Genomic DNA, 22,598 nt, shown 5'->3' with positions numbered 1-22,598 from the left:
ACCAGATGATAGCGGTCGTTTCGATTGGCCCCCTTGAGAGGTGGCTTATTGATGGTATTGTCCAATTCGTAAGGGATTACTACTCCCGCTTTGGGATTAGTGTCAGGTTTGCAGGTGAAGTTCCGGTCGGACCCTTCTCGGTAGCCTTCAACCCCGGCAGGAACCAGTATCTCGGACGGGTCTTTCTGCCCACGCTTTCATCCCTTGCCAATAGACTCAAAGCGATCGCCGTTGTGGGAATCACCGACCTCGACCTCTATGAAGAAGGTCTGAACTTTATCTTCGGCCTCGCCAACCCCTCCCTGAAGAGCGCCGTCGTTTCGGTTCGCAGGCTCAGGAACGAGTTTTATGGGCTGGAACCCGATGAGAACTTGCTCCTCGAGAGGGCGATTAAAGAGGTTATGCACGAGCTTGGCCACGTCTTTGGCCTCTCCCACTGCCCCAATCCTAAATGTGTCATGCACTTCTCGAACTCCCTGGTAGATACCGACGTCAAGGGGTCCCTCTACTGTCCCGTATGTGAAAGGAAACTCGTGGAGAATCTCAGAAAGCTGGGGGTGTTGGAATGATTGAGGTTGAAGTTAAGGGATACGGTAACGATGAAGTCTTTGAGAAAGTCAGAAAAAACTTCAAGCTCATAAGGAAGGAGTATCACGAGGACACCTACTACCAGCATCCGTGCAGGGACTTTTCCAAAACCGATGAGGCCCTGAGGATTCGTGTGAGGCGCTTCAACGGCCACTTTGAGGCTTTCCTGACCTACAAAGGGCCAAAAATTGACCCCAGGTCCAAGACCAGAGAAGAGATTGAAGTCCCGATTGAAGACCCAGATGCCCACGCGAGGATTCTGGAGTCCCTTGGATTCAGGGAGGTTCTGACAGTTGAGAAAGTTCGGGAGAAATACTACGTCGAGAAGGGCATAACCCTTACCCTCGATGAGGTCGAGGGCCTTGGAAAGTTCGTCGAGATTGAGGCCATCACGGACGATAAAAGCAAGGTTCCCGAGCTCGTGGAGAAGCTGAGGGAAATCCTGCTTGAGCTTGGAGTTACGCGCTTCGAGAGGCGTTCATACCTTGAGCTACTCCTGGAGAAGGGTGACTGAATGGGGAAGCTCGACGAGCTCTTCGGGGCAATCAAGGGGAAAAGACCGGACACCGAAGTGCTTACCGAGATAGAGGACAGACTGCTCGTTGATGACATTCCGGGAGCAATAGCACTCCTAGAGGAGCTGGAAAAGGAGCAAAACGTTGTTATGGCTATTAGACTGATTCTCAGGAAAATTCTCCACATGAAGGAATCAGGAGAAAATCCCGAGATGCGCTTCGTTCCACTCCTCAAGGGGCTCGTTCCCTACATCAACGGCATAAAGAACGAGCGTTACAGGGCCCTCCTCCTAGGAGAACTTGCCCTAGCCTTTTACATCGTCGGTGCCGAGCTGGAGGGGGATTTTACTCTTAAGGCCTCGATAAACCTCGCCCTTGAGCACCCCGACATACTGAGGGACATAATAATGAACCTCATAAACGCGGACCTCCTTCCAAAGGCCGGCTACGCCATGAAGTTCGTGAAGGACAGGGAGAAGCTCGACGTTGTTCTAGTTTACTTGGCTGAGGTTCTCTACGAGAGGGGCGAGGAGGAGAAGGCTTTGGCGGTGATAGGCCACATAACCAGCAACTTCCACCGGGCCGTCGCGCTCTTCCACCTTGCGGAGTTCGAGAAGACCAGAAACCGCGAGAAGGCACTCCAGTTCGTTGAATGGGCCATAAAGATTGCCGAGAGGATAGAGGATCCCGGTGCAAGGTTCGAGCTCATGCTAAAGCTCTACGACCTGAGGCACGAAATCCTCGGTGAGTCCCTCAGCCTCTCCGAGTTGCTGGCGAGGGAAACTCCTCGGGAGAAAGGGCCGGAGGAAAGCCAAGGGCCCTCGAAAGGAGAAGGGAGTACGGAATCTTAACACCGATTTCAACAAGTTCCTCTACCCTCTCTGCGACCTTTCTTGGTTCCCCATGGAGGACAATTCTTCCACTGCTCAACACCACGAGCCTGTCGGCGTTTCTGAAGAGGAACCTTGAGTCGTGCTCCACCATGATAACCGTTGTCCCCTCCCGGTTGAGTCTCTTTATGACATCGAGAACCTCTCTCTTGCCCCTCGGGTCGAGCTGGGACGTTGGCTCGTCAAGAACCAGATGACTCGGCTTCATCGCTACTACCGACGCTATCGCGAGCCTCTGCTTTTCCCCTCCGCTCAGGTTCGGCGGAAACTCGTCTTCCAGTCCCTTAAGACCGGTAACCTTCAGGGCCCACTCGACCCTCTCGGCTATCTCCTCTCTCGGAAGGCCGAGGTTTTCGAGGGCAAAGGCCACCTCATCCTCAACCGTCATGTTGAAGAGCTGGCTCTCCGGGTTCTGGAGGACGAGGCCAACGAGTGTTGACAGCTTTGGAACGGGTGTTTCGGTCGTTTTGAAGGCCTTTCCAGTTTTCGGGTTCCTGATAATTACTTCTCCTAAAAACGTTCCCCTTATGGAGTTTGGAATTATGCCGTTGAGGGTTAAAGCCAGCGTTGACTTTCCGCTCCCGCTCGGCCCCAGGATTCCAATGAATTCCCCGTCTCCAATAGTAAGGCTAACACCCTCGAGGGCCGGTCTGGTGGAGCGGGGGTAGTGGAAGGTGACGTCCCTGACCTCAATCATTTCCTGCCCACCCTTGGGAACAGAAGGAGGACGCTTATGATGAAGACCAGCGTTGAGAATATCTCGAGCCTTCCAATCCACATGAGGAGTATGTAGAGAATCTTAAGGTCGAGGGGCATCGAAGGTGATGTTATGCCAACGCTAAGTCCGACGTTGCCCTGAGCAGATGCGACCTCGAACAGTGCATTAGCAAGGCTTGTTTTGACCCTGAGCATCGTGTAAATTGTTCCTATGAGGAGGAATGCCAGATACGTCATTGTGAAGCTCATCACTTCTTGAATATCTTCCTCGGTAAAGACGTAGTTGCCGACCTTTCTCTTTATAACCGCCCCCCTCGGGAGGATTGCACTCTCTATCGTCCACTTCAGGCTCTCGTACATCAGAGTAACGCGGATGAGCTTTATTCCTCCCGCGGTACTTCCCGCTCCGCCACCGATGACCATAAGAATCGCCAGGATAAACTTTGCAACCTCCGGGTAGTTGGAGAGGCTCGTTATCTGGAAACCCGTACAGCTTATCGCTGAAACGGCATGGAACACCGCTCCCTGGAGGGCCTGTCCGACTGAATCCCCCACCTGGTAGAGGCTGTAGGCTATTATGGCTATGGCCGGGATTAGAAAGATGAACATGTAGCGAACCTGGATGTCGTCAAAGAACGGTTTCAGGGACTTGCTCTTAAAGATCCTGTAGTGAACAGTGAAATTAACGGCACCCATAATCATGAGGAAAATCGTAACGGCGTTTATTGCAGGACTGTGGAAGAAGCCGATGCTCTGATCGTGGGTGCTCATACCACCCGTCCCAAGTCCGGTCATGGCGTGGGTCAGTGCATCAAAGACGTTCATGCCGTTTATGTAGTAGAGGTAAGTACCAACGAGGGTAAGGACTAGGTAGATTTCAAATATCACCTTTGACGTGTTGATGAGGTTTGGAAGAATTCTCTCGCTCCTCGCTTCGGCTTTGTAGAGCCTCGCCGCGGCAACACCCGGCCTTATCAGAATAGACAGGGCAACGAGGACTATTCCGATTCCGCCGAGCCATTGCATCCAGGCACGCCAGAAGAGGAGTATCTTGGGATAACTGGAGAGGTGGCTCATCATTGTTAGTCCCGTTCCCGTCCATGCACTCATGCTCTCGAAATAGGAATCGACGAAGCTCATGTGGGCTATATTCATGAAAGGAACGACGCTCACGAAGGAAGCGAAGAGCCAAGTGAAGGCGGCGGCAATCATTGCCTGCCTCAGGTTCACGTCCTCAACCTTACTGGAGTGTCTGCTGAGCCATGCCCCAAGGAGAATACAGGCCATTCCGGGGATGGCAAAATACGGGACATATTCCGCTTGATTCGGGTAGAACCACACCAAAAGAACCGGAAACAGATAGGCGAGTCCGACTCCCTGGAGTATCGAACCTATGAGGTTCCTTACCACGAACAGGTCTGCCGAGACGTTAATGCTTCTTCTGAATTCTAGCATCGGCTCACCGTTTCGCATAATGATGGCCAGAATAAAAGGTTTTTCGTAAAGTTTAAGGGGAACCTAAGGGCAGTTGGGTCGGTGGTAAAGGTGGACGAGAGAGAAGCCCTGATCAAGGCAGGCGAGATAGCGAAGAAAATCAAAGAGGAAGTTAAGGACCTCATAAAACCTGGTGCAAGGCTCTACGACATAGCGGAGTTCGTTGAGAAGAGAATCGTTGAACTCGGGGGAAAGCCAGCCTTTCCCTGCAACCTCTCGCTCAACGAGATTGCGGCCCACTACACCCCCTACAAGGGAGACGACACCGTTCTCCATGAGGGGGATTATCTAAAGCTCGACCTCGGCGTCCACGTTGATGGTTACATAGCGGACACCGCCTTAACCTTCCGCGTTGGAATGGACGAAGACGAGCTAATGGAAGCGGCCAGAGAAGCCCTTGAGAACGCGATAGCAACCGTTAGGGCGGGTGTAATGGTGAGGGACGTTGCGAAAGCCATTGAAGAGACAATACGGGGCAAGGGTTTCAACCCAATAGTTAACCTGAGCGGACACAAGGTAGAGCGCTACAGGCTCCACGCTGGGGTTAGCATACCCAACGTTTACAGGCAGGCGGACACATATGTTCTCCAGGAGGGAGACGTTTTTGCAATAGAACCCTTCGCCACAACCGGCGCGGGGCAAGTAATAGAAGTTCCACCTGCTCTAATCTTCATGTATGTCCGCGACAGGCCCGTAAGAATGCTCCATGCCAGGAGGCTTTTGATGCACATAAAGAGGGAGTACAAAACGCTTCCCTTCGCCTACCGCTGGTTGCAGGGATTTTTGCCGGAGGGACAGCTGAAGATGGCCTTGGCCCAGCTTGACAAGGCGGGGGCAATATACAGCTACCCGATACTGCGTGAAGTTAGGGGTGGCATGGTCGCTCAGTTCGAGCACACGGTTATCGTCGAGAAAGACGGTGCATACATAACTACCTGAGCTCTTTTTCTTTGATTCCGGCCCAAAAATCAGAAACAACGTCTTGGGTCTTGTATTTCTAAAATTTTGAAGAATTGGAAAGGGACTTGGGAACCCTTGCGGGCTCGGCAGTTGGCGCCGGGGCAGGGATTTGAACCCTGGCGGGCAAACGCCCACGGGATCTCGAGTCCCGCGCCTTCCCAGGCTAGGCTACCCCGGCGCGGTCTTGGATTTGCTGAGCTGTTTTATAAACCTTTCCGCGAAAAATTTATTAACCTAAATTAACTAAAACAACGCCGGTTGCAAAGGTTTAAATCCCTGGGAAACCAAAATATAAATTGCAGGAGGTGGCAGAAATGGTCGGAATTCAGGTGCAGGAGGTAATGACGGACAGGTTCCAGAAGATAGACATAGATGCCCCCCTTTCTGAGGCAATTGGCATCTTCGAAAAGGAAGACCCCGACCTTATTCTCGTCTTCGATGGAAACCTGTACAAAGGTGTTCTCACCCAGGACTTAATCATACGCTCCCACCTCAAGTGGGACCCAACCAAGGCGAAGGTTAGGGACGTTTACAAGCCAGCCCCCGTTGTGAAACCCGATGAGGATCTCAGCAAGGCCGCCAAGCTTATGATTGAGGTTGACCTCCGCTCACTCCCCGTCGGGGAGTCTAAAGCTGAAATCATCGGTGTTATAAACGATATAGCCGTTCTTGAGAGGGTCGCCGAGACGGATTTTGGAAAGAAGAAAGTGGAGGAGTTCATGACCAAGGACGTTATAACCCTCAGGCCTGACGATACAGTCGCCAAAGCCCTGGCAACTATGCGCGACCATGCAATCTCAAGGATTCCCATAGTTGATGAGGAAGGCAGGTTGGAAGGCCTCGTGACGCTCCACGACCTTATTCTGCGCTTCATAAAACCGCGCTTCAGGGCCAAGGCAGGAGAACTCGCCGGAGAAAAGATACCCCCATTTAGCATGCCCCTCAGGGACGTGATGATTAGGGGTGTTATAACAGTTCTCCCAGATGCCAAAGTCAGGGAAGCCGTTGCAACTATGAGAGACAACGACATAGACGGTCTCGTCGTCGTTAACGAGAACAACAAAGTCGTTGGTATCCTAACAGTCAAGGACCTGCTCCTACCGATTTCAAAGATGACCGAAAAAGAGGCGAGGTTCTACCTCCAGCTCGGCGGTGACGCCTCAATACTCAGCGACTTCACCAGGGAGAGAATCATAGAGGACATCAAGCGCTTCGTTGACGGCTACGAGGATCTGCTCGGCCAGGAGGGCATAATATACCTTCACATAAGGCGCTTCCCCGAGAAGTTCAGGGGAGTCCACCTCTATCAGGCCAGAATGAGAGTTGTGACTGACAGGGGCGTCTTCGTTGCGACGGGCGAAACCTGGGGTGCGATACAGGCAGTTCACGACGCCCTGAGGGCAATAGAGAGACAACTCCTCCAGAAAGCAGAACTTGAGAAGGACACGCGCTACGCCAAGCGCTTCCTTGAGAAGCTCGGCCTTAGCTAAGCTTTTCAAATTCTCTCTCTATAATTCTTAATTGTTTCTCATTAAGGACGTCGGGATTTACAACAAGTACCAGTGTTCCTCCTTCTGCAATGACTCTATCTTTGAGGTTCAATATGAATTTAAGAGTGTTCTCAAAACCATTCTCGAGCATTAGATATTCAAAAGCTTCAACATAAACCATTTTGTAACCTTGTGTCAGTGCTCGTGCAATTAAGTCAGTTAGAATTTCCATTTTTGTTGGACTTATCGCGTAAATCTGGGGCTTCTCCTCCAGTTTGCCCTCTTTGGCACGGGTAATCCAGAAGACAAGGGTTTCTGGATTTAGAGAACTTTTTAAGGTTCTGAGATCTTCTCTTGTTATAACAACTGTTCCGGGGATTTTCCATAATTTGCCAAGTTTCTTAAAGGCACTCTCCCTGAAGGGGAAAAGAAACGCTCCTTTCTGGGAAGGTAGATTATCCTTGTTAACTTTTACTGGAGTTACTGGGTAAAATACAAACTTAACAGCGCCTATTGCCGCCATTAGTCTAAATATACCTCCTAGGAAAAATCCAATTGGGGCAAACCACTCTATAAACCTTGTAACTGGATACGTCAGGTTTAGTATTCCAAGAAAAATTAAACCGCAAGGAAACAGGGACTCTGGTATTTTGGGATAGACGATGTATTTTCTAAGGACACATCCAAAATATATAAGCGAACTTCCCAAAACTAGTGATGGAAACAGTGATTCCTGGGTAGGGCTCTTAAAAACATCAGTTGCTAGAAGGAAAAGCCAGATATAAGAGGCTATAGCCAAGATTGAAATGTAAACAGTATGCTTAAAGTCAGTATCTCCATACCTCAAGTGAAAAGCTCCCCATATCATCAGAATACCAAAGAAGAAGTTGGGAATCTTTGCCGCTATAACATAGGCTTGGGGGTTTATGTGAATTCCGAGTGGGTCGAGAATGTAGGATTCAATATCTAGAGCGTCTATTAAAGAAGCTGCGCTTATTAAAAGCCAGCCTTTTTCTCGGGTTTCATAAGCCTTGTAAGTTACCGCTATGAAAAGAACCCATCTTGAAATGAAATTGAGATATGGGATAAAAGCACTTCCTGGAATGCTCATTTTTCCATCACCAACTTCTCCTGCCTCACCACCACAAGGCTGTTGGGCGGGACGTTGCGGTCAACGATAACACCCGGTCCTATAAAAGAGTTGCTCCCAATCTTTCTGCCCGGATAGATGCTGACGTTGATACCAACCTTTACGTCGTGGCCGATTATCGCCCCCAGCTTGTGCCTGCCGCTGTCCTCAAGCTTGCCCTTGATTTCAACCTTGACGTTGCCCTTGTCGTGCCTCAGGTTAGCGGTTATCGTCCCAGCTCCGAGGTTTGTGTTCTCGCCTATTATTGAGTCGCCCACATAGTTCAGGTGGGGAGCATTTGAGTTGTCCATTATAATTGAGTTCTTGATTTCAACGGCGTTGCCGATGTGGCAGTTGTCCCCTATGCTCGTGTAGGGCCTTATAAAACAGTTCGGGCCTATTCTGGAGTTCCTGCCAATCTTTACGGGACCGATTATATAAGCCCCGCTCCTCACGACAGTTCCCTCTCCGATTTCAACGGGCGGGACTATCGTTGCCCCCTCCTCGACAGTTCCCCTAATCTCGTGCCTCAGTTTGTTCTTCAGGAGATACTCGTTGAGTTCCAAAAGGTTCCAGGGCCTTCCGATGTCGTTCCAGTAGCCATCGTAGGGAACCGCAACGACCTTAAGTCCGGAGTCAATCATGAGGTTTATCGTGTCGGTTATCTCGTACTCTCCGCGTTCGCTGAGCTCGGTTCTCTCTATGAACTCAAAGACGCTTGAGCGGAAGGCGTAGATTCCAAGGTTGGCGTAACCGGGAACCTTCCCGGGCTTCTCAGCAACTCTAACCACCCTCAAGCCGTCGAGCTCAACCTTCCCAAAGTGGCTTAAATCGTCGAAGTGCTTGACGACCATGGCAACGTCGGCTTTTTCCCTCCTGAATGCAGACACCAGCTCCCTTATGGCTTCTTCCTCAAAGTATATGTCCCCGTTGACAACAATGAACTCCTCCTCAACGCTCTCCCTGGCGCTCTCTATGGCCTTGGCCGTTCCCTCACCGGGCAACTGCTCGACGTAGGATATCGGCTTGCCACCGAACTCGTCTCCAAGGGCTTCGATTAGCTTTTCCTTATGATAGCGTACGACAACAACGAACTCGTCAACGAAAGGGTACAGGTTTTCGAGAACGTACTCGATAATCGGCCTGTTGGCCATCTTGAGGATTACCTTAGGCCTGTCGTCGGTTAAAGGCCTCAACCTTTCCCCCTTCCCTGCGGCGAGTATAACTCCCTTCACATCATCACCCCCAGAGCGTAGGCAATCGCAATCAAACCGAACGCAATCAAAAACGGCTTTTCCCACCTTTCAGCGAGTTTTTCGAGGAGCGAAATCAGGAGTAGAGTTGTTAGGAACGCGGAGAGAAAGGCCAAGAAGGGAATCCATGAGGGACCGCTGGACTCCCAGTTTCCAAGCCAAATGAGCCTAAGGACGAAGTAGGCAGGGGAGATTAAAAAGCCCCATTCAAGGGCCTTCCTGCCACTGTGACCCGGCAAGAGGAGGCCGAGGGTAACTATGCCCGTTCTTGTGACCCCTTCAAGGAGGGCAAACCCCTGGAGAACTCCCCCCGAGAGGGCATCTAAGATACTCGGTTGCTCGGGCAGTTTTTTATCGAGTTCCTTCAGGGGGTTCCTCTTCGGCATGTTCAACGCCAGAAGAACGATAAGCGTTCCTATGAGTATGTTGACGATTGCCGACTCCTTTCCAGTTATTCCGGTGGAGCACTTCAGAAGGGGAAATCCGATGAGAACCGTAAACAGGGTTGCAAAGAAGAGATATTTGAGCTCCGCCTCGTAAATCCCCCTCATGGCTCTGAGTGAGAGCGTCGAAAACCTTTCCCTATAATGGAACATGACCGCGAAGGTTACCCCAAGGTAGGCAGGGACCAGGAACGAGGGGTAATCCTTCACGAGTGACGAAACCCACCTACCTTCCGGGTTCATGGGTAACCATGACGTCAGCGCGAAGAAAATCCCAGAGAGTAGTGCTTCAACGGGAGTGCTCATCTCTACCACAGCTGGATTTAAAACGGAGGGAACATAAACTTTTCGCGGTGGTGCGTATGAAGGTCACGGTTCTCTACGAAAACCACGCGGGCTTTAGAAAAGGCCTCCTCGGCGGTCACGGCTTCTCGGCCCTGGTGGAGCACAGGGGCCTAAGGGTTCTAGTTGACACCGGAACCGAAGGGAACGTCCTCCTCAACAACATGAGGGCTCTTGGCGTTGAGCCCGACTTGATAGACTACCTCTTCATCACCCACGGCCACTACGACCACACCGGTGGAATGAAGGCCCTCCTTCAGGTCCGCTCGAAGCCTCTGAAGGTTATTGCCCATCCGGGAATATTCCAGCGCAGGATTGCACTCAAGCCGAGGAGGAGGGAAATAGGGATTCCGTTCACGAGGGAAGAGCTCGAAGAACTTGGTGCCGAGTTCGTTCTCAGCGAGAAGCCCTTTGAGTTCGCTGATGGTTTCGTCAGCTCTGGAGAGATAGAGAGAATAACCTGGGACAGGGCAGTTGGTTATTTCCCGGACGGAAGGAAAGACCCAGTCAGAGACGATATGGCACTCATAATTGACCTCGGCGATTCTACTGCTGTCATAACCGGTTGCGGTCATTCCGGGGTTGTAAACATAGTCAGACACGCGGAGAAGGTTGGCGGAAAGCTAGTCGGGGCACTCATAGGTGGACTCCATCTAATTGGGGCCCATAAAGAGCTCCTTGAAGACATTGTGAAGAACGTCAGGGCCAGTCTCTACGCAGGACACTGCACGGGTCTTGAGGCCTTTGCTTATCTTAGGTGTCGGCTCGGCGAGGGAGTTGAGCCCATTCACGTGGGCAAGATCATCGAGTTCTAGCGATACTTTTTTATATTTTCGCACCAATTGGGTTCTTAGAACACACCAAAGGAGGGTGAAAATATGGGACTTGGTGCGATTGTTGACAAACTTAATAGGTACGAAGGCTTCTTTGAAAAGCTTGGTCTCCTTATAGTCGTGGTGTTTTTCCTCTTGGTGATAGCGGGTTTCACGGACTCGTCCCACGTAGGAAGGCTAATGACACTTGTTCTATTGTTCTTGGTCTCTCTGGCCTCGCTTGTGGGAGTTATATTATACCGCTCCCTCGATTGAATACCTTTTTAAAGCCCCTTCCCAACCTTTTCTCCGCGAGATTGGGGGAGGGGTGAGAATGAAGAATCCTTTCGAAAAGATGCCAACGGTTCTTACCGCTGATGAGCTCATTGACAAGGCCTTTCGAAGGGCTGAGAGGGCGGCTTCAGCCTACAATCCACCGGGAGGGAAGGTTGCCAAGGCCCGTCAGAGGGAAGAGCTACGCGTTAGAACTGTTTCAAACGTCGTTAGGGATAACCTGAGGAAGATACTCGACAGAACGCCCGGTGTCTCAACGCTCCCGGAGTTCTACAGGGAGCTGGTGGACACTCTCGTTGACAGGGACCAGTTCCACCGCTCTTTGGCCCGGGTGAACTGGGCCATAAAAACCATCAGAAACCTCGAGCAACGCTACGTCGAGAAGATAAGGTTTGAGAGGGACCCAAAGGAGATAGCAAAGCTCAGAAGGGCCTTCTACGGCCGAGTTGCGGATATACTCCATGACATTGACGACGACCTCAGATACCTCAACCAGGCGAGGAACGTCCTCAAAGAGTTGCCGGTCGTTGATTTGGAGCTTCCAACGGTGGTTATAGCGGGCCACCCTAACGTTGGGAAGAGCACGCTACTAAGGGCATTAACCAATGCGAAGCCGGAGGTGGCCAGCTACCCCTTCACAACGAAGGGCATAAACGTCGGCCAGTTCGAGGAGCACTACCTCCGCTACCAGGTCATCGACACGCCGGGTTTACTTGACAGGCCCCTAAGCGAGAGAAACGAGGTCGAAAAGCAGGCAATTCTGGCCCTGAAACACTTGGCCGATGTCATCGTTTACATATTCGACCCGAGCGAGTACTGCGGTTTCCCAATTGAGGAGCAGATGCACCTCTTTGAGGAGATACTCGAAGAATTTGGGGAGTTTCCTTTCATAGTGGCAATCAACAAGGTGGACGTAGCGGAGGAAGAGAAAGTCAAGAAGGTCGAGGAGTTCGTCAAAGCAAAGGGCCTTGAACCAGTTAAAATCTCGGCCATAACAGGAAAAGGCCTCGAAGAGCTGAAAAAGAGGGTTATAGCGATAGTCGAGCCCAAGGCCAAGGAGCTTGCGAAGAAAATCATGGAAAAGGAACTCTCGAAGTTTAGAGAGTAGCTAGACTCTGCTTTTTTCGCATTATCCTGCCCTTTGTCTGGTTTTAGAACCCAATAGTGCCTTATAACGCGAGTCCTGGAAAATGCTTAAAAGGTATGAAAAATCAGGCGTTCTCCTCCTTAAGGAGAACGGCGTTTACAACTCCGTCCTGACCGGGCCTGCTGGTGACGATTGCCTTTCCGAGCTCGGTCTCTATTATGGCCCCCTTGGTGATTATGTTTCTCCTCGCGTACTGCCTGTTAGCCGGGTTCTCAACGACGTTGAGTATCTTGACCTTCTTGCCCTTTCCCCCATCAAAGACGTTGGCGTAGAGGGCCTCGACAAGGCGAACCTTTCTGTTTCCGCCGTAGGTCCTGATTATCTTTCTCCTCTCCCTCTCCTCGGCGACCTTGGTGTTTGCGGGCTCCCTTCCGAGCTCCCTCTTCCTCTTTTTCCTCGCGAGGACAATCCTTCCACCTGAGGGTTTCTTAAGTGACCTTCCCTGCCAGATAGCCATTTATCTCACCTCGATTAGCCTGATGAACCCATCGCCACTTTGGGCAGTTCGTTTATAAGCTTTTCTTAGGGGAATCCTTTTAAGGGCCTTCCTCATTACTAATCAAGGTGGTGTCGATGGGTGCGCTCGATGCCTTTTCGAAGGCCTTCTCCTTGGTCGCGGAGAACAAGGGTGTATACCTCCTTATACTTTTGGCACTCCTAGTTTTTTCGGCTGTTCAGCTAATTTTCCCGGCCAACCACCCCTCGGGCATTGCAGGGACACAGGTGTTCGGCAACGTCATCTTCGAGAACTACGGGACTGTATCTGAGGAGAACTTCATCAATTCCCTTGAGGTTTCCCTCCTTAGGTTGCTGGTCTTCGTGATAGTCCTTTCCTTCGTTGAATACACCGCGGTCAAGGCATACTGGCTCTCCGTTCTAGGCGAGAGCTATTCTCTAAACTCTTTATTTGGCGAGGCGTTGTCAAGAATACCCGGGGTTATTCTCGTGAACATTCTGGCTTATTTGGTTTCAATCTTACTGATGATTATCCCCCTGGTCCTAATCCTCTTTGGAGCTTTCACAATGAGTCCCCTGATTTTCCTTCTCGGAGTTGCGATATTCTTTGCCCTCATACCCGTTGTTCTTACCTACTATCCCTTTGTCGTTCCTGCATACGTGGAAACAGGAAACATTGGAGCCTCCATAGGGGCCATGGGTCTCACTTTCGGGCACCTTCCCCGTGCCTTCGGCTACGGCCTCCTGGCAATACTCTTTGGCTTTGCCCTCTCGCTTCTTATGACCCCGTTCGTTCTGCCCCTGAGTATCTCTGGGACGAATCCCCTCGTGATAATGCTTCTTGAAGCCCCATTCAAGGCGTTCTTCGTGGCATTCCTCTGGGCCGGTGGGACTTTCCTTTACCTTGAGCTCAGGGGATTCATAAGAAAAGGAGAAGAGCCCCTCTATTGATACCTCTTTTTCTTTGCTGCCTCGACAAGTCCTCTAAAGACGGGTGCCGGATTCATGGGCCTCGACTTGAACTCGGGATGGAACTGGGTCGCTATGAAGTAGCTGTGACCGGGCAACTCCAGAATTTCCATTCTCCTCTCATCATCACCCGCTATTCCGCTGAAGACAAGACCGGCCCCCTCGAATTTCTCAATGTAGTCGGGGTTAACCTCCCAGCGATGCCTGTGTCTCTCGTAGACTATTTCCCTGCCGTAGAGCTTCTTCGCCAGGGTGTTTGGCTTTATATACACAGGATAAGCTCCGAGCCTCATCGTACCGCCAAGTCTGTCCAGATCGCGTTGCTCCGGCATCAAATCGACGACTGGATAAGGAGTCTGTGGGTCTATCTCGGTTGAATGCGCCCCCTTAAGGCCGAGGACGTTTCTTGCGAATTCCACAACAGTCAACTGGAAGCCGAAGCAGATACCGAGGAAGGGTATATCGTTCTCCCTCGCGTAGCGTATCGCCATCATCTTACCCTCACTTCCCCTCGCTCCAAAGCCACCGGGAACGATTATGCCGTCAACCCCTTCCAGAAGGCCAACGCCCTTCCTCTCAACGTCCTCCGCCTCGATCCATCTGATTTTGACCTTGACGTCGTTGGCAACGCTCGAGTGCTTTAGCGCCTCCTTAATACTCAGGTAGGAGTCAGCTAACTTGACGTACTTGCCGACTATTGCGATCTCAACTTCCCTATCTAGGCTCTTGTACTTCTCGACCATTCTGCGCCATTCTTCGAGATTTGGTTTTCTTTCGGGAAGGCCGAGCCTCTTCACGAGATATTTAGCAAGTCCACCTTTCTCGAGCATCAGTGGAACCTCGTAGGTGTCTTCCACGTCGTAGGCGCTGATTACTGCCTCTTCGGGAACGTTGGTGAAGAGGCTTATCTTTCTCCTTGCGCTCTCTTCAAGGGGTTCTTCGGAGCGGGCAACGATTGCATCCGGCTGGATTCCAAGGGAGCGGAGCTCCTTAACACTGTGTTGAGTCGGCTTTGTCTTCTGTTCCCCCACAACGCGGAGCTTTGGGACGTAGGTAACGTGGACAAAGGCAACGTTCTCCCTGCCCTCTTCAAGTTGCATCTGTCTTGCTGCCTCGAGGAAGGGCATGCCCTCAATGTCTCCAACCGTTCCACCGATTTCGACTATAACGACGTCGTAGTCCCTCGCAATTCTCCTGATACGCTCCTTTATCTCGTTGGTGATGTGTGGAATCACCTGAACGGTCGCGCCGAGGTATTCACCTTTCCTTTCCTTCTCAATGACAGCGGAGTAAACCTTGCCGGTGGTTATGTTGTGGTCAAAGCTCAGGCTGGTGTTGAGAAAGCGCTCGTAGTTCCCCAAATCGAGATCAACCTCACCACCATCGTCTAAAACGAAAACTTCACCGTGCTGGTACGGGTTCATGGTTCCAGCGTCGTAGTTGAGGTAGGGGTCAATTTTGATATTAGTCGTTCTGAACCCGCGAGCCTTCATTAGCATGCCAAGAGAAGCGCTGGTAATTCCTTTCCCAAGGCCACTAACAACACCACCCGTCACAAAAATAAACTTTACCATGGTAAAAACCTCCAATGGCTATGGGTGTTTTGAGGAATGTATGTTTAAAAAATTAACTAGAGTTCAATCTCATCATTGTCTTCCTCTTCAAGCTTTCTAATCTCATAGACCTTTAGGGGAACTTTCTTGAGGGCCTTTCCAACGACAGCCTTGGCAATTCTTTCGGCGTGTTCTATTGTCTGGGCATTGTAAACCTTTAGGGTTAAGTATATCCCGACGAGCCCGACGTTTCCAATAACGAAGGCGCTCTCAAAGTGAGCACCACAAACAGGGCACTGGGAATAACCGAGCTCAACGCGAACAAAATCAAGATTCTCCCTGTTGAGTGCCTTTGTGACTTTACTCACTGCGACGTTTATCGCGTCTTCACTCGTTTCAACGTCCCGCACAATGATTGGAGCCTCAAGGACAACTAGGTAGTCTCCCATCTCCCTCACCTCACCCGAAGGCAAAAAGCCTGTCGTCTTCACCCCTAAATACACCGAGCCTCACACCGGCATCTATGAAGCCGTGCGCGTAGTTCAAAGCTGCAAACGCTGTAACGTAGTCGCCCTTCTCATAGTAGTACTTGGCGTCCTCAAAATAGCTCCTAGCCATCGTTAGAAAATCCCGCGCAACGGCGTGCAAGAGGCTTTTCTCATGGACGGCAACTTCGAGTCTCTCTAGTGCTTCTTCCGTGATTCTAAAATATTTCCGGAGCTTCTCATCGGTTACCTCGCGCTCCACGCCTCTCGCCTCGGTCGTGCTTTGAAAGTGTTCTTATAAACCTTACCTCAGAAACTTTGCCCATAGAGGTTTCTGGAAAAAGCTTCACCAAAAGCTTGTAACTCTTCGCCTCAATGGTTCAAATGAAGGGGATTTTGCTTATAAAATCGCGCATTCCCAAAGGAGAACCTGCTAAAACAGCCCCAAAAAAGGGTTTACTCTTCTTTTGACACCCTTTGGACGTCGATTTTAAAGGTAAACCCACAAGCAGAGAGCAAGCTGGGGCAGTTCTCACAACAATTTGAGAAGAAAACCACTCAAGATTCGCCTTTTCATAGTGAAACACTCACAAACAGACCAATAGGAAGAAAACAACACTCAAATGAATTCCCATCAAAAAGCACATACTTTTCCGCCAGCGCTTGCGCAAGCAAGGGCTGTAAGGGGGGGGGGCATTTGGGCTGTCGCCCCCCTGGGGGTCCCGACGTCATCGCAACCCTCTACTCGTCGGGCGTTGTACTGATTGGGAAGACGGGATTATAAGGGTTGCTTTGCCTTTAAGCGGAGAAATATTTTTATTATCTTGTGTGAGTATAAACTCAGGCAGTTGCTGGCATCTGGGGGCAGTGGTTGATGGGGAAGAGACTTGTAATCTGCGCTATGCTAGTCGTTGCCCTACTTGTTGGGGTCTCAGTATTTTATGCCCAGAGGAGCCAGGAAAAACACAATGTTCATGATGATATTTACACGCTCTCTAAACTCAGATTTCAGGACAACATAACGACGAAGGCCCTTGACTACGCCCAGGCCGTTCATCCCGGCTGGCAGTGGAGCGTGGCGACCCTCTGCACCTGGCCGAACGAAACCGCTACTGTTTTAGTTTACGGCAACTACACGATAAACTGCAAAGGATTCACATGTTCCAGAACTAGAGGTGTTCTCTACGCGGTGAACCTCAACCTGACAAATCTGGGCCTGATTTCGTTCAGAAAAGTATCCTCAAACACCTATGACGAACTGATAAACCGGTATGAAGATGTGTGGGGTAAGGTAGAAAAGAAGGGCCTGAACTACTGTCGTTCTAATCTCGCCGGGAAGTGTCTGGTTTTGACGTACTGTCTCTGGCCGAACAGGACTATGACATTCCTCTTTCTCGTCAACTACACCACAGTTTGCAGAGGATACAACTGTGAAAACGGAACGTTTTATGAGGTAACCTTTGAGCCCAGCTGGAAGGTCATCTCCCTTCGCTGGGTCTCCGATGAATACTTTGAGTTAACTCGTCTGTGCAACCTTGCATGGCTTTCCAAATGGGGAAACAGAACTGAAGGATAACCCTCAAAGCATTTTTATACTGTCTCACCTACCGTGAACCGGTGCAAAAAATGGCTGGAACGGTAAGCAAGATAATCCACTTCCGCGACGAGGAGGAGTTTATAGATGACATAGACTTCGCCCTTGAGCGCTTCTCCTATCTCGCGAGCAAGTACGGTCATAACCCCGTTGAGGGTATCGTCCTCTGGGACAGCATAGCGGTGAGAGACGAGGAGGGGATAAAGCTCTTCCGCGTCGGCGAGTTCCCGTACTTTCGCGGAAAGCTGAAACTCGACCTCGAAACGCTCAGGGTAATGGAGCGCTACTTCGACGAGCTCGAGAGCAGGTGGGACGAGCTGAGCGTTGAGGAGATTAACTACTTCGTCGAGATGCTCAACGAGGCCTTAGGTGAGGAGAGGGTCTACTACGATGCCTATTCTCTCGGCCTCGACAGGAACACTGCCTACATCATAATCGACCTCGTTGCGCTGAACTACCTTGAGGGAGTTCTGGACGGCAAAGACCGCGAAGTCTTTGAGGAGGCCGTGAGCGTTCTGCTGAAATATGTCTAAAACAATTCCCGAATTATTGAATTGCATAATTACATAATTACAGGATTGAACAATAAGGGAGGTGACTTGTGTGCTCTTTAAGAAGAGAGGCGTATTCGATGAGGAGGACGCGAGAAAGGTTGTGGAATGGATGAGCGCCCATCCGGAAGAGCGGGAGCTAATAGTCATGGCAGAGAGAGTTACCTCCGAGGCGAAGAGAAGGCTCTGGGACTACGCGAGGGCGGTTCAGCTCATGGCGGACATGACCAGAGAAGAGAGAAGCGTCAGGGTCGAGATACTCGAGGGCTTCGTTAGTGAAAGGGTGAAGGGGATTGAGCTTTAGTTTACAGGAATCAGGTATATCTCGTATTTTTCATACCTTCCCGGCTCCTTGATAACGCCAAGGATAAGCCGCCCCCTCCTGTAATCGGCCGTTATATGTGATAAGAAGTCACTCGCAGGGAATCCTTCAAGGCTTTTAACTTTGATGATATCTCCAGTTGAATTTATTATTAAAACATCAACAACCCATTTCCTGTTGTCGGAAGGTAACAATATTTTCTGAAGGAGCAAAATCTTCCTAGGGGCTGGTAGTAGCGTGGGAATTCCACCGAATTCTGGAGTTCGTATAGTTGAGAGCAGTCTACCATCGATTGAATAAACATCTACTAGCCTCATCGATGTAGCCGCGTAGATTCTCCCGCGCCAGAATGCCACATCCCAGTAGCAGGTGCCATTATCCCTGTTCCAGAGAACCTTCCCTCCTTTGATTAGAGTTATCCCAAGCATGCAGTCGGCGTAGGCCACATACGTTCTGTTGGCCGTTTTGAGAACGTCAATGGCCCTTGGACTACCAGAGGGAAACTCAATGCTCCACTTGCTTCCGTTGAAGCCATAGTAGATTAACTTTGAACCCATTATGCCCTTTGAAAAGAGGAAGTCCTCCATGAGGTACACTCCATCGTCGGAGACTTTCATCCCAGTAATCCCTTGGGCAGTTCCATTGAGCAGGAGCTTTCCATTAGTGGAGAATACCTGAAAAACGCTTTTCGAGGCAGTTACCCCAAATGCAACGTATCTCGAATCATTTGTGAATTGAACTGAAGCCCATTGGGACCCGTCTGACCATAAATTCCTGGACAGTGGATTTTTCTTCTCCCAGAGCAGTGTTCCATCCTCACGGTAGAGTATAAATTTGTTTATTGTGACAACCCCGAGGTACTTCCCATTGGGAGAAACCCTAGCGTAAAGAACATTATCCCAATAAGTACTATATAGGGTACCACAATTGCAGGGCGTTAGGTTCCAGAGTGGAGTTCCGTTTGCGGAGTAAACAGTTAGAAATCCCTCGCCAGTGCTCTTGAAAGTGGAGACAACCACAACTTTTCCATCGGGAAACAGTGAGAGTGCCCGGACACCGTATGCTTCCAAAAACGGTCGTTGAGCTGGGCGTTGAGAGTAAAACCACACGAAGGTTATTATGAGTAAGACAATGGGGATGACAACGAGGAGTTTTCGCATGAAACCCCACTGGAAGTGTTAATACGCTAGCATTTATAATCTTTGTGACAAATTTTAAATTGTGTCAGGGCAAGGAAAGCCCATGAAGCTCGTAATGGCCGAGGTCTTCAACAGCTGGCAGGGTGAAGGGGGAAGCGTCCCGGGGAGCGCCTTTGGGAGAAGGCAGATTTTCGTCCGCTTTGCCGGTTGCGACCTTAACTGCCTCTGGTGCGACTCCCGCGAGTACATCGACGCCTCCCGCGTTTCACGCTGGCGCTACGAGGTTGAGCCCTTCACCGGGAAGTTTGGCTACAAACCCAATCCCGCGAGCGTTGATGAGGTGGTTGAGGCCATTCTCCGCCTCGATACCGGCGATATTCACTCGATAAGCTACACCGGCGGAGAGCCGACACTTCAGGTGAAGCCCCTCAAAGCCCTGATGGAGAGAATGAAAAACCTCGGCTTTGACAACTTCCTCGAAACACACGGAGGCCTTCCGGAGCTTATCAAAGAGGTTGCCCCGCTCACTGACTACGCGAGCGTGGACATAAAGGACGAGACAGCAAAGGCCACGGAAGACTGGAGAAACCTCGTCCTTAGAGAGGTGGAGAGCATCGAAATCCTTAAAAAAGCGGGTGCAAAGGTCTACGCCAAGCTCGTCGTTACCTCAGGGACAAAGGTTGAGAACGTCCGCTGGTACGCGGGTCTTTTGAAGGGCCTTGTCCCCTTGGTGATACAGCCCAAGGAGCCGATTGAGATAAGCCAGGAGAGGCTCATGGAGTTCTACCGCGAGGCCGCGCGGATAATGGGAAAAAAGAACGTCGGGCTAAGCTTTCAGGTTCACAAGTACCTCAACGTTCTCTAAGGTGGTATCGTGAGAAGAGAAATCCCAATAGTTATTTCATTCGTTTTCGTTGCCCTCTCTGCCTACATTCAGCCTTCGAACAGGGTCTTAGCTGAAGTTCTCTTGGCCATTGCTTTAGTGCTCCTCTTTATTGGTGTTCACATGGCAAACCGCTCAAAGCCAGAACGGGACTTTAACTTCCACCTCGCCCTTGGTGTCCTTCTGCCGATTTTCCTCTTCATAACCTACGGTAACCCGCTTTATCTGGTCGGTGGTCTTCTGTTTCTCATTCCGCTTGTATGGAAATTCGAGAAGGCTATTCTCTTGCTGATACCTGCAGGGTTGATATTGGGGATCCTCGCAGCCAGAGAGAACTCCTATGTCGCTAAGCTCGTCGGGTCTTTCCTCATTGCTGTCTCGATTATCTTCGCCGTTGCATCCCTCTACTTCTGGCTTAAGTTCAGGTGAGCTTTTAAGGGAGCACTATACACTTAAAATGGCAATGATGACATTGGCCTTTGGGGTGACCGATGCCCGGAAAACCCACCTGAGCCAAAAACTTTTAATCCTTAACTATGTCCTAATCTTCGGTGGTAATCATCGAAGTTTTCAAGTGTGAGCACTGCGGGGCGCCCCTCGACGTAACTCCGGAGGATATAATCATTGTCTGCCCCTACTGCGGTTACCCGAATGCATATGACAAGGTTTTCACGGAGAAAAACGTCTTCTTTGTGGAGAGCCTGTCCAAAAAGGAAATCCTACGCCGTTTTCAGGAGAGAGTTCAAAAAGACCCGGACTACAGGGGGATAAGGGGCAAGATAAAAGTTGTTAAGGTTGAGGGCTATTACGTTCCGCTCTGGCTGGGGATTGTCGAGGGCAGGGGAAACATGCGGTATATCATCTACGAAAAGGAGGGGAACAATACCAAAGCCGTTGTGAAGTTCAAAAAGTTTAAGATGGAGTCCCTCGTATGCGTCCCTGCCAGAAGAAACGTTTATGACCCGGCCGTTGAAGAGCTGGCCCTTAAGTTCGAGCGCTATGGTTACCTCTCCTTCAAGAGGATAGAGGACACGCTGAAGTACATGATGGACGTCAGGCCGATTGGCTCGCTGACGCCGGAGAAGTGGGAGAGCCTTGAGCTGGCGTTCTTAAACGCTGACTTTGGAAAGCAATACGCGAAGATGGCACTTTCCGATAGGGCCTCCGATGTAGCAAAAGAACGGCGCGTCCCTGAAGATGTTGAGCTAAAGTTCTTTAAATTTGAGGGGGATGTAAAAGAGATTGCCCTCGTTTTCTACCCCCTCTGGAAGGTCTACTACGACGTTGAAGGCGGCACGTACTTCGTCGCCTACGATGGTCACTATGGTAAAGAAGTTCTGGCGGTTGAACCCGTTAGGCTGTGGAGGAAAATCCACTACGCCCTTGTCTCATTAATTGGGATAGCAATTGCCGGCTTCTCTCTAGCCATTTACGGGAACTTTACCTACTGGGAAGCTTTGGTCCACGCCGGAAAGGGTGGAAGTGTCTTGTTCATCCTGCCGGCCATCGGGACTTACTTCGGATTTGAGCTGGCCAGGGGCTACGGAAAGAAAGTTGCAAGGGATGTGAGGGTGGAGAGATGAAAGTGAGATGCCCTCACTGCAGTGCCGAGTTTGAGACTGAAGAAACCGGTGTGGTCACCTGTCCCTACTGTGGCTTTCAGATAAAGCTCGGCGAGGCCAGAACGTTTACCTATCCACTGCGCGTTGAGAACCCCTGGAAGGCTCTGGTGGCCTTCATAAGAATACAGCGCCTATCCCCCAACGACGTTGAATGGAAGGCCCGCATAGTCAAAAGGGAGCTTCTCTACGTTCCATTTTACCTCTTCTTTGTGAGGGCCAGAGGGGTTGCAAGAAAAGGATTAATCTCGAAGGACGGGGCCGGCTACGTTGAGTTCTTTAACTACATGACGGTTCCGGCTGTCAAAGGGTTTGAAGAGCTCGTTGGCTATCCCCTGCCCGTCAGAGGCAGGAGGTATTTCGACGGCCACGTGGAGGGCAGGCTTTTGAAAGGTGACCTGAGCGAAGAAGAGGCCAGAAAACTCCTCAAAAACAGCATTAGGGAGCTTCTGAAACACGAAGCCGAGCGGTACTTTCACTGGAAGAACGTTGAGGTCGGGATGCCCGGTTTTGAGCCCGAACTGGACGGTCTGGTCTACTACCCCATCTGGCACATCGAGTACAAGTACGGCCCATTCAGATACCGCGCCTACGTTGATGGAACCGACGGAAGGATTCCCTACGCCGAGTTTCCAATATCGGTTTTCAAAAGGGCGGTAAACTTAACCCTCGGCCTTCTCCTCCTCGCATCCGGTGTCTGGGTCGCAAAAAACCTTCCATTTAAAAGTGCAATAGCGCCCTTGGGCTCAATTCCCACATCTATTGTGGCATCTTATCCCTCATTAAAGAGGGCTTTTGCAATCAGGGGAAGGGCCAGCGAGCACAGGCTTCTCTCCGAGGTCAAAGAGGACTACGCCCCTGAAGAGGAGGCCTTCAAACACATAAGGCGAATTTTCAAATGACCTCCGTCAAATTTTTAAACCCCCTCTTTTAGTTACCTCTGGGAAAATTAA

Annotated in this window: 26 protein-coding genes and 1 tRNA gene; 16 read left to right on the top strand and 11 right to left on the bottom strand. The window is 50.6% G+C overall.

The features are described from left to right. Nucleotides 1-5: 5 nt before the first annotated feature. Genes MVG27_RS06560 through MVG27_RS06550 form a run of 3 tightly spaced genes read left to right on the top strand, consistent with a single transcriptional unit; the run spans nucleotide 6 to nucleotide 1,954 of the window. The gene (locus MVG27_RS06560) at nucleotides 6-569 is read left to right on the top strand and encodes an archaemetzincin family Zn-dependent metalloprotease (protein ID WP_297550793.1); all 564 of its coding nucleotides are present in this window, start codon (nucleotides 6-8) and stop codon (nucleotides 567-569) included. After that, the gene (gene cyaB / locus MVG27_RS06555; RefSeq protein ID WP_297550791.1) at nucleotides 566-1,102 is read left to right on the top strand and encodes a class IV adenylate cyclase; all 537 of its coding nucleotides are present in this window, start codon (nucleotides 566-568) and stop codon (nucleotides 1,100-1,102) included. Before MVG27_RS06560 ends, cyaB begins: the two co-directional genes overlap by 4 nt. Then, nucleotides 1,103-1,954 carry a hypothetical protein gene (locus tag MVG27_RS06550; protein WP_297550789.1) on the top strand — a complete coding sequence of 284 codons (852 nt, stop codon included), beginning with the start codon at nucleotides 1,103-1,105 and terminating at the stop codon, nucleotides 1,952-1,954. Here the strand turns inward: MVG27_RS06550 and MVG27_RS06545 are convergent. Continuing rightward, nucleotides 1,857-2,690, bottom strand: coding sequence for an ATP-binding cassette domain-containing protein (locus MVG27_RS06545; RefSeq protein WP_297550787.1), 834 nt, complete (start codon nucleotides 2,688-2,690; stop codon nucleotides 1,857-1,859). The two genes, MVG27_RS06550 and MVG27_RS06545, sit on opposite strands and share 98 nt — an antisense overlap. After that, the gene (locus tag MVG27_RS06540) at nucleotides 2,687-4,165 is read right to left on the bottom strand and encodes a TrkH family potassium uptake protein (RefSeq protein ID WP_297556373.1); all 1,479 of its coding nucleotides are present in this window, start codon (nucleotides 4,163-4,165) and stop codon (nucleotides 2,687-2,689) included. Before MVG27_RS06540 ends, MVG27_RS06545 begins: the two co-directional genes overlap by 4 nt. A gap of 90 nt (nucleotides 4,166-4,255) precedes the next feature. Between MVG27_RS06540 and map the strand changes: the two genes are divergently transcribed. Further along, the gene (map, locus tag MVG27_RS06535; RefSeq protein WP_297556371.1) at nucleotides 4,256-5,143 is read left to right on the top strand and encodes a type II methionyl aminopeptidase; all 888 of its coding nucleotides are present in this window, start codon (nucleotides 4,256-4,258) and stop codon (nucleotides 5,141-5,143) included. 112 nt (nucleotides 5,144-5,255) lie between these two features. Here map and MVG27_RS06530 read toward each other — a convergent pair. Beyond that, a tRNA-Ser gene (locus MVG27_RS06530) sits at nucleotides 5,256-5,342 on the bottom strand. Between the two features lie 136 nt (nucleotides 5,343-5,478). On the opposite strand from MVG27_RS06530, the gene MVG27_RS06525 reads away from it, so the two are divergent. After that, the gene (locus MVG27_RS06525) at nucleotides 5,479-6,654 is read left to right on the top strand and encodes a CBS domain-containing protein (RefSeq protein WP_297556385.1); all 1,176 of its coding nucleotides are present in this window, start codon (nucleotides 5,479-5,481) and stop codon (nucleotides 6,652-6,654) included. Here the strand turns inward: MVG27_RS06525 and MVG27_RS06520 are convergent. The 3 genes from MVG27_RS06520 to MVG27_RS06510 are packed head-to-tail and all read right to left on the bottom strand — an operon-like array spanning nucleotide 6,647 to nucleotide 9,785. Continuing rightward, on the bottom strand, nucleotides 6,647-7,765 hold the full coding sequence (locus tag MVG27_RS06520; RefSeq protein ID WP_297550715.1) for a DUF835 domain-containing protein: 1,119 nt from the start codon (nucleotides 7,763-7,765) through the stop codon (nucleotides 6,647-6,649). The genes MVG27_RS06525 and MVG27_RS06520 overlap by 8 nt on opposite strands. Beyond that, nucleotides 7,762-9,018, bottom strand: a complete 1,257-nt coding sequence (gene glmU / locus MVG27_RS06515) for a bifunctional sugar-1-phosphate nucleotidylyltransferase/acetyltransferase (protein WP_297550717.1) — start codon at nucleotides 9,016-9,018, stop codon at nucleotides 7,762-7,764. The genes MVG27_RS06520 and glmU overlap by 4 nt, the downstream gene beginning before the upstream one ends. Then, the gene (locus MVG27_RS06510; RefSeq protein ID WP_297550727.1) at nucleotides 9,015-9,785 is read right to left on the bottom strand and encodes an undecaprenyl-diphosphate phosphatase; all 771 of its coding nucleotides are present in this window, start codon (nucleotides 9,783-9,785) and stop codon (nucleotides 9,015-9,017) included. The genes glmU and MVG27_RS06510 overlap by 4 nt, the downstream gene beginning before the upstream one ends. A gap of 56 nt (nucleotides 9,786-9,841) precedes the next feature. Here MVG27_RS06510 and MVG27_RS06505 point away from each other — a divergent pair, with 56 nt between their 5' ends. The 3 genes from MVG27_RS06505 (at nucleotide 9,842) to MVG27_RS06495 (ending at nucleotide 12,035) form a co-directional block, all read left to right on the top strand. Beyond that, nucleotides 9,842-10,636 carry an MBL fold metallo-hydrolase gene (locus tag MVG27_RS06505; protein WP_297550719.1) on the top strand — a complete coding sequence of 265 codons (795 nt, stop codon included), beginning with the start codon at nucleotides 9,842-9,844 and terminating at the stop codon, nucleotides 10,634-10,636. A 63-nt stretch (nucleotides 10,637-10,699) separates the two neighbouring features. After that, on the top strand, nucleotides 10,700-10,909 hold the full coding sequence (locus tag MVG27_RS06500) for a hypothetical protein (RefSeq protein ID WP_297550721.1): 210 nt from the start codon (nucleotides 10,700-10,702) through the stop codon (nucleotides 10,907-10,909). 58 nt (nucleotides 10,910-10,967) lie between these two features. Beyond that, entirely contained in the window at nucleotides 10,968-12,035 is a 1,068-nt protein-coding gene (locus MVG27_RS06495) for an NOG1 family protein (protein ID WP_297550723.1), read from the top strand. A 103-nt stretch (nucleotides 12,036-12,138) separates the two neighbouring features. Here the strand turns inward: MVG27_RS06495 and MVG27_RS06490 are convergent, their stop codons facing one another. Next, nucleotides 12,139-12,531 carry a 30S ribosomal protein S8e gene (locus MVG27_RS06490; RefSeq protein ID WP_297065313.1) on the bottom strand — a complete coding sequence of 131 codons (393 nt, stop codon included), beginning with the start codon at nucleotides 12,529-12,531 and terminating at the stop codon, nucleotides 12,139-12,141. Between the two features lie 107 nt (nucleotides 12,532-12,638). Between MVG27_RS06490 and MVG27_RS06485 the strand changes: the two genes are divergently transcribed. Beyond that, nucleotides 12,639-13,481, top strand: a complete 843-nt coding sequence (locus tag MVG27_RS06485) for a hypothetical protein (protein WP_297556369.1) — start codon at nucleotides 12,639-12,641, stop codon at nucleotides 13,479-13,481. On the opposite strand, the gene pyrG is transcribed toward MVG27_RS06485, so the two are convergent. From pyrG to MVG27_RS06470, 3 genes are read right to left on the bottom strand one after another with little or no spacing between them, the layout of a single operon-like run. Continuing rightward, nucleotides 13,475-15,073 (bottom strand): glutamine hydrolyzing CTP synthase, encoded by a 1,599-nt coding sequence (gene pyrG / locus MVG27_RS06480; RefSeq protein WP_297550888.1) that lies wholly within the window; start codon nucleotides 15,071-15,073, stop codon nucleotides 13,475-13,477. The two genes, MVG27_RS06485 and pyrG, sit on opposite strands and share 7 nt — an antisense overlap. 56 nt (nucleotides 15,074-15,129) lie before the next feature. Further along, nucleotides 15,130-15,501, bottom strand: a complete 372-nt coding sequence (locus tag MVG27_RS06475; RefSeq protein ID WP_297551449.1) for a DUF555 domain-containing protein — start codon at nucleotides 15,499-15,501, stop codon at nucleotides 15,130-15,132. A gap of 10 nt (nucleotides 15,502-15,511) precedes the next feature. Continuing rightward, nucleotides 15,512-15,799: a DUF357 domain-containing protein gene (locus MVG27_RS06470; protein WP_297551447.1), complete on the bottom strand. Its 288-nt coding sequence runs from the start codon at nucleotides 15,797-15,799 to the stop codon at nucleotides 15,512-15,514. Nucleotides 15,800-16,411: 612 nt separating this feature from the next. On the opposite strand from MVG27_RS06470, the gene MVG27_RS06465 reads away from it, so the two are divergent. The 3 genes from MVG27_RS06465 to MVG27_RS06455 all read left to right on the top strand — a co-directional run bounded on the left by MVG27_RS06465 (nucleotide 16,412) and on the right by MVG27_RS06455 (nucleotide 17,986). Then, nucleotides 16,412-17,113, top strand: coding sequence for a hypothetical protein (locus MVG27_RS06465; protein WP_297551445.1), 702 nt, complete (start codon nucleotides 16,412-16,414; stop codon nucleotides 17,111-17,113). A 50-nt stretch (nucleotides 17,114-17,163) separates the two neighbouring features. Further along, complete coding sequence (locus MVG27_RS06460) at nucleotides 17,164-17,664, top strand: hypothetical protein (RefSeq protein WP_297551451.1); 501 nt, start codon at nucleotides 17,164-17,166, stop codon at nucleotides 17,662-17,664. A 70-nt stretch (nucleotides 17,665-17,734) separates the two neighbouring features. Further along, the gene (locus MVG27_RS06455) at nucleotides 17,735-17,986 is read left to right on the top strand and encodes a hypothetical protein (RefSeq protein ID WP_297551443.1); all 252 of its coding nucleotides are present in this window, start codon (nucleotides 17,735-17,737) and stop codon (nucleotides 17,984-17,986) included. Here the strand turns inward: MVG27_RS06455 and MVG27_RS06450 are convergent. Further along, a complete protein-coding gene (locus tag MVG27_RS06450) occupies nucleotides 17,983-19,164 on the bottom strand; it encodes a hypothetical protein (RefSeq protein WP_297551441.1) in 1,182 nt (393 codons plus the stop codon). The two genes, MVG27_RS06455 and MVG27_RS06450, sit on opposite strands and share 4 nt — an antisense overlap. 82 nt (nucleotides 19,165-19,246) lie before the next feature. Here MVG27_RS06450 and MVG27_RS06445 point away from each other — a divergent pair, with 82 nt between their 5' ends. The 4 genes from MVG27_RS06445 to MVG27_RS06430 all read left to right on the top strand — a co-directional run bounded on the left by MVG27_RS06445 (nucleotide 19,247) and on the right by MVG27_RS06430 (nucleotide 22,547). After that, a complete protein-coding gene (locus tag MVG27_RS06445; protein WP_297551439.1) occupies nucleotides 19,247-20,008 on the top strand; it encodes a 7-carboxy-7-deazaguanine synthase QueE in 762 nt (253 codons plus the stop codon). Nucleotides 20,009-20,017: 9 nt separating this feature from the next. Next, nucleotides 20,018-20,455 (top strand): hypothetical protein, encoded by a 438-nt coding sequence (locus tag MVG27_RS06440; protein ID WP_297551437.1) that lies wholly within the window; start codon nucleotides 20,018-20,020, stop codon nucleotides 20,453-20,455. Nucleotides 20,456-20,577: 122 nt separating this feature from the next. Beyond that, a complete protein-coding gene (locus MVG27_RS06435; protein WP_297556368.1) occupies nucleotides 20,578-21,609 on the top strand; it encodes a zinc ribbon domain-containing protein in 1,032 nt (343 codons plus the stop codon). Further along, a complete protein-coding gene (locus tag MVG27_RS06430; RefSeq protein WP_297550730.1) occupies nucleotides 21,606-22,547 on the top strand; it encodes a hypothetical protein in 942 nt (313 codons plus the stop codon). The genes MVG27_RS06435 and MVG27_RS06430 overlap by 4 nt, the downstream gene beginning before the upstream one ends. Nucleotides 22,548-22,598 lie beyond the last annotated feature (51 nt).

Source organism: Thermococcus sp. (assembly GCF_027011145.1).
Taxonomy (GTDB): domain Archaea; phylum Methanobacteriota_B; class Thermococci; order Thermococcales; family Thermococcaceae; genus Thermococcus.
Note: the sequence above shows the minus strand (reverse complement) of the source record. Positions and strands in the feature narration are given on the sequence as shown.

Bases quoted from the DNA above. Each gene is read 5' to 3' on its own strand.
- MVG27_RS06560 (WP_297550793.1), top strand. From the start codon at position 6: ATGATAGCGGTCGTTTCGATTGGCCCCCTTGAGAGGTGGCTTATTGAT.
- cyaB (WP_297550791.1), top strand. From the start codon at position 566: ATGATTGAGGTTGAAGTTAAGGGATACGGTAACGATGAAGTCTTTGAG.
- MVG27_RS06550 (WP_297550789.1), top strand. From the start codon at position 1,103: ATGGGGAAGCTCGACGAGCTCTTCGGGGCAATCAAGGGGAAAAGACCG.
- MVG27_RS06545 (WP_297550787.1), bottom strand. From the start codon at position 2,690: ATGATTGAGGTCAGGGACGTCACCTTCCACTACCCCCGCTCCACCAGA.
- MVG27_RS06540 (WP_297556373.1), bottom strand. From the start codon at position 4,165: ATGCTAGAATTCAGAAGAAGCATTAACGTCTCGGCAGACCTGTTCGTG.
- MVG27_RS06525 (WP_297556385.1), top strand. From the start codon at position 5,479: ATGGTCGGAATTCAGGTGCAGGAGGTAATGACGGACAGGTTCCAGAAG.
- MVG27_RS06520 (WP_297550715.1), bottom strand. From the start codon at position 7,765: ATGAGCATTCCAGGAAGTGCTTTTATCCCATATCTCAATTTCATTTCA.
- MVG27_RS06510 (WP_297550727.1), bottom strand. From the start codon at position 9,785: ATGAGCACTCCCGTTGAAGCACTACTCTCTGGGATTTTCTTCGCGCTG.
- MVG27_RS06505 (WP_297550719.1), top strand. From the start codon at position 9,842: ATGAAGGTCACGGTTCTCTACGAAAACCACGCGGGCTTTAGAAAAGGC.
- MVG27_RS06500 (WP_297550721.1), top strand. From the start codon at position 10,700: ATGGGACTTGGTGCGATTGTTGACAAACTTAATAGGTACGAAGGCTTC.
- MVG27_RS06495 (WP_297550723.1), top strand. From the start codon at position 10,968: ATGAAGAATCCTTTCGAAAAGATGCCAACGGTTCTTACCGCTGATGAG.
- MVG27_RS06490 (WP_297065313.1), bottom strand. From the start codon at position 12,531: ATGGCTATCTGGCAGGGAAGGTCACTTAAGAAACCCTCAGGTGGAAGG.
- pyrG (WP_297550888.1), bottom strand. From the start codon at position 15,073: ATGGTAAAGTTTATTTTTGTGACGGGTGGTGTTGTTAGTGGCCTTGGG.
- MVG27_RS06475 (WP_297551449.1), bottom strand. From the start codon at position 15,501: ATGGGAGACTACCTAGTTGTCCTTGAGGCTCCAATCATTGTGCGGGAC.
- MVG27_RS06465 (WP_297551445.1), top strand. From the start codon at position 16,412: ATGGGGAAGAGACTTGTAATCTGCGCTATGCTAGTCGTTGCCCTACTT.
- MVG27_RS06460 (WP_297551451.1), top strand. From the start codon at position 17,164: ATGGCTGGAACGGTAAGCAAGATAATCCACTTCCGCGACGAGGAGGAG.
- MVG27_RS06450 (WP_297551441.1), bottom strand. From the start codon at position 19,164: ATGCGAAAACTCCTCGTTGTCATCCCCATTGTCTTACTCATAATAACC.
- MVG27_RS06445 (WP_297551439.1), top strand. From the start codon at position 19,247: ATGAAGCTCGTAATGGCCGAGGTCTTCAACAGCTGGCAGGGTGAAGGG.
- MVG27_RS06430 (WP_297550730.1), top strand. From the start codon at position 21,606: ATGAAAGTGAGATGCCCTCACTGCAGTGCCGAGTTTGAGACTGAAGAA.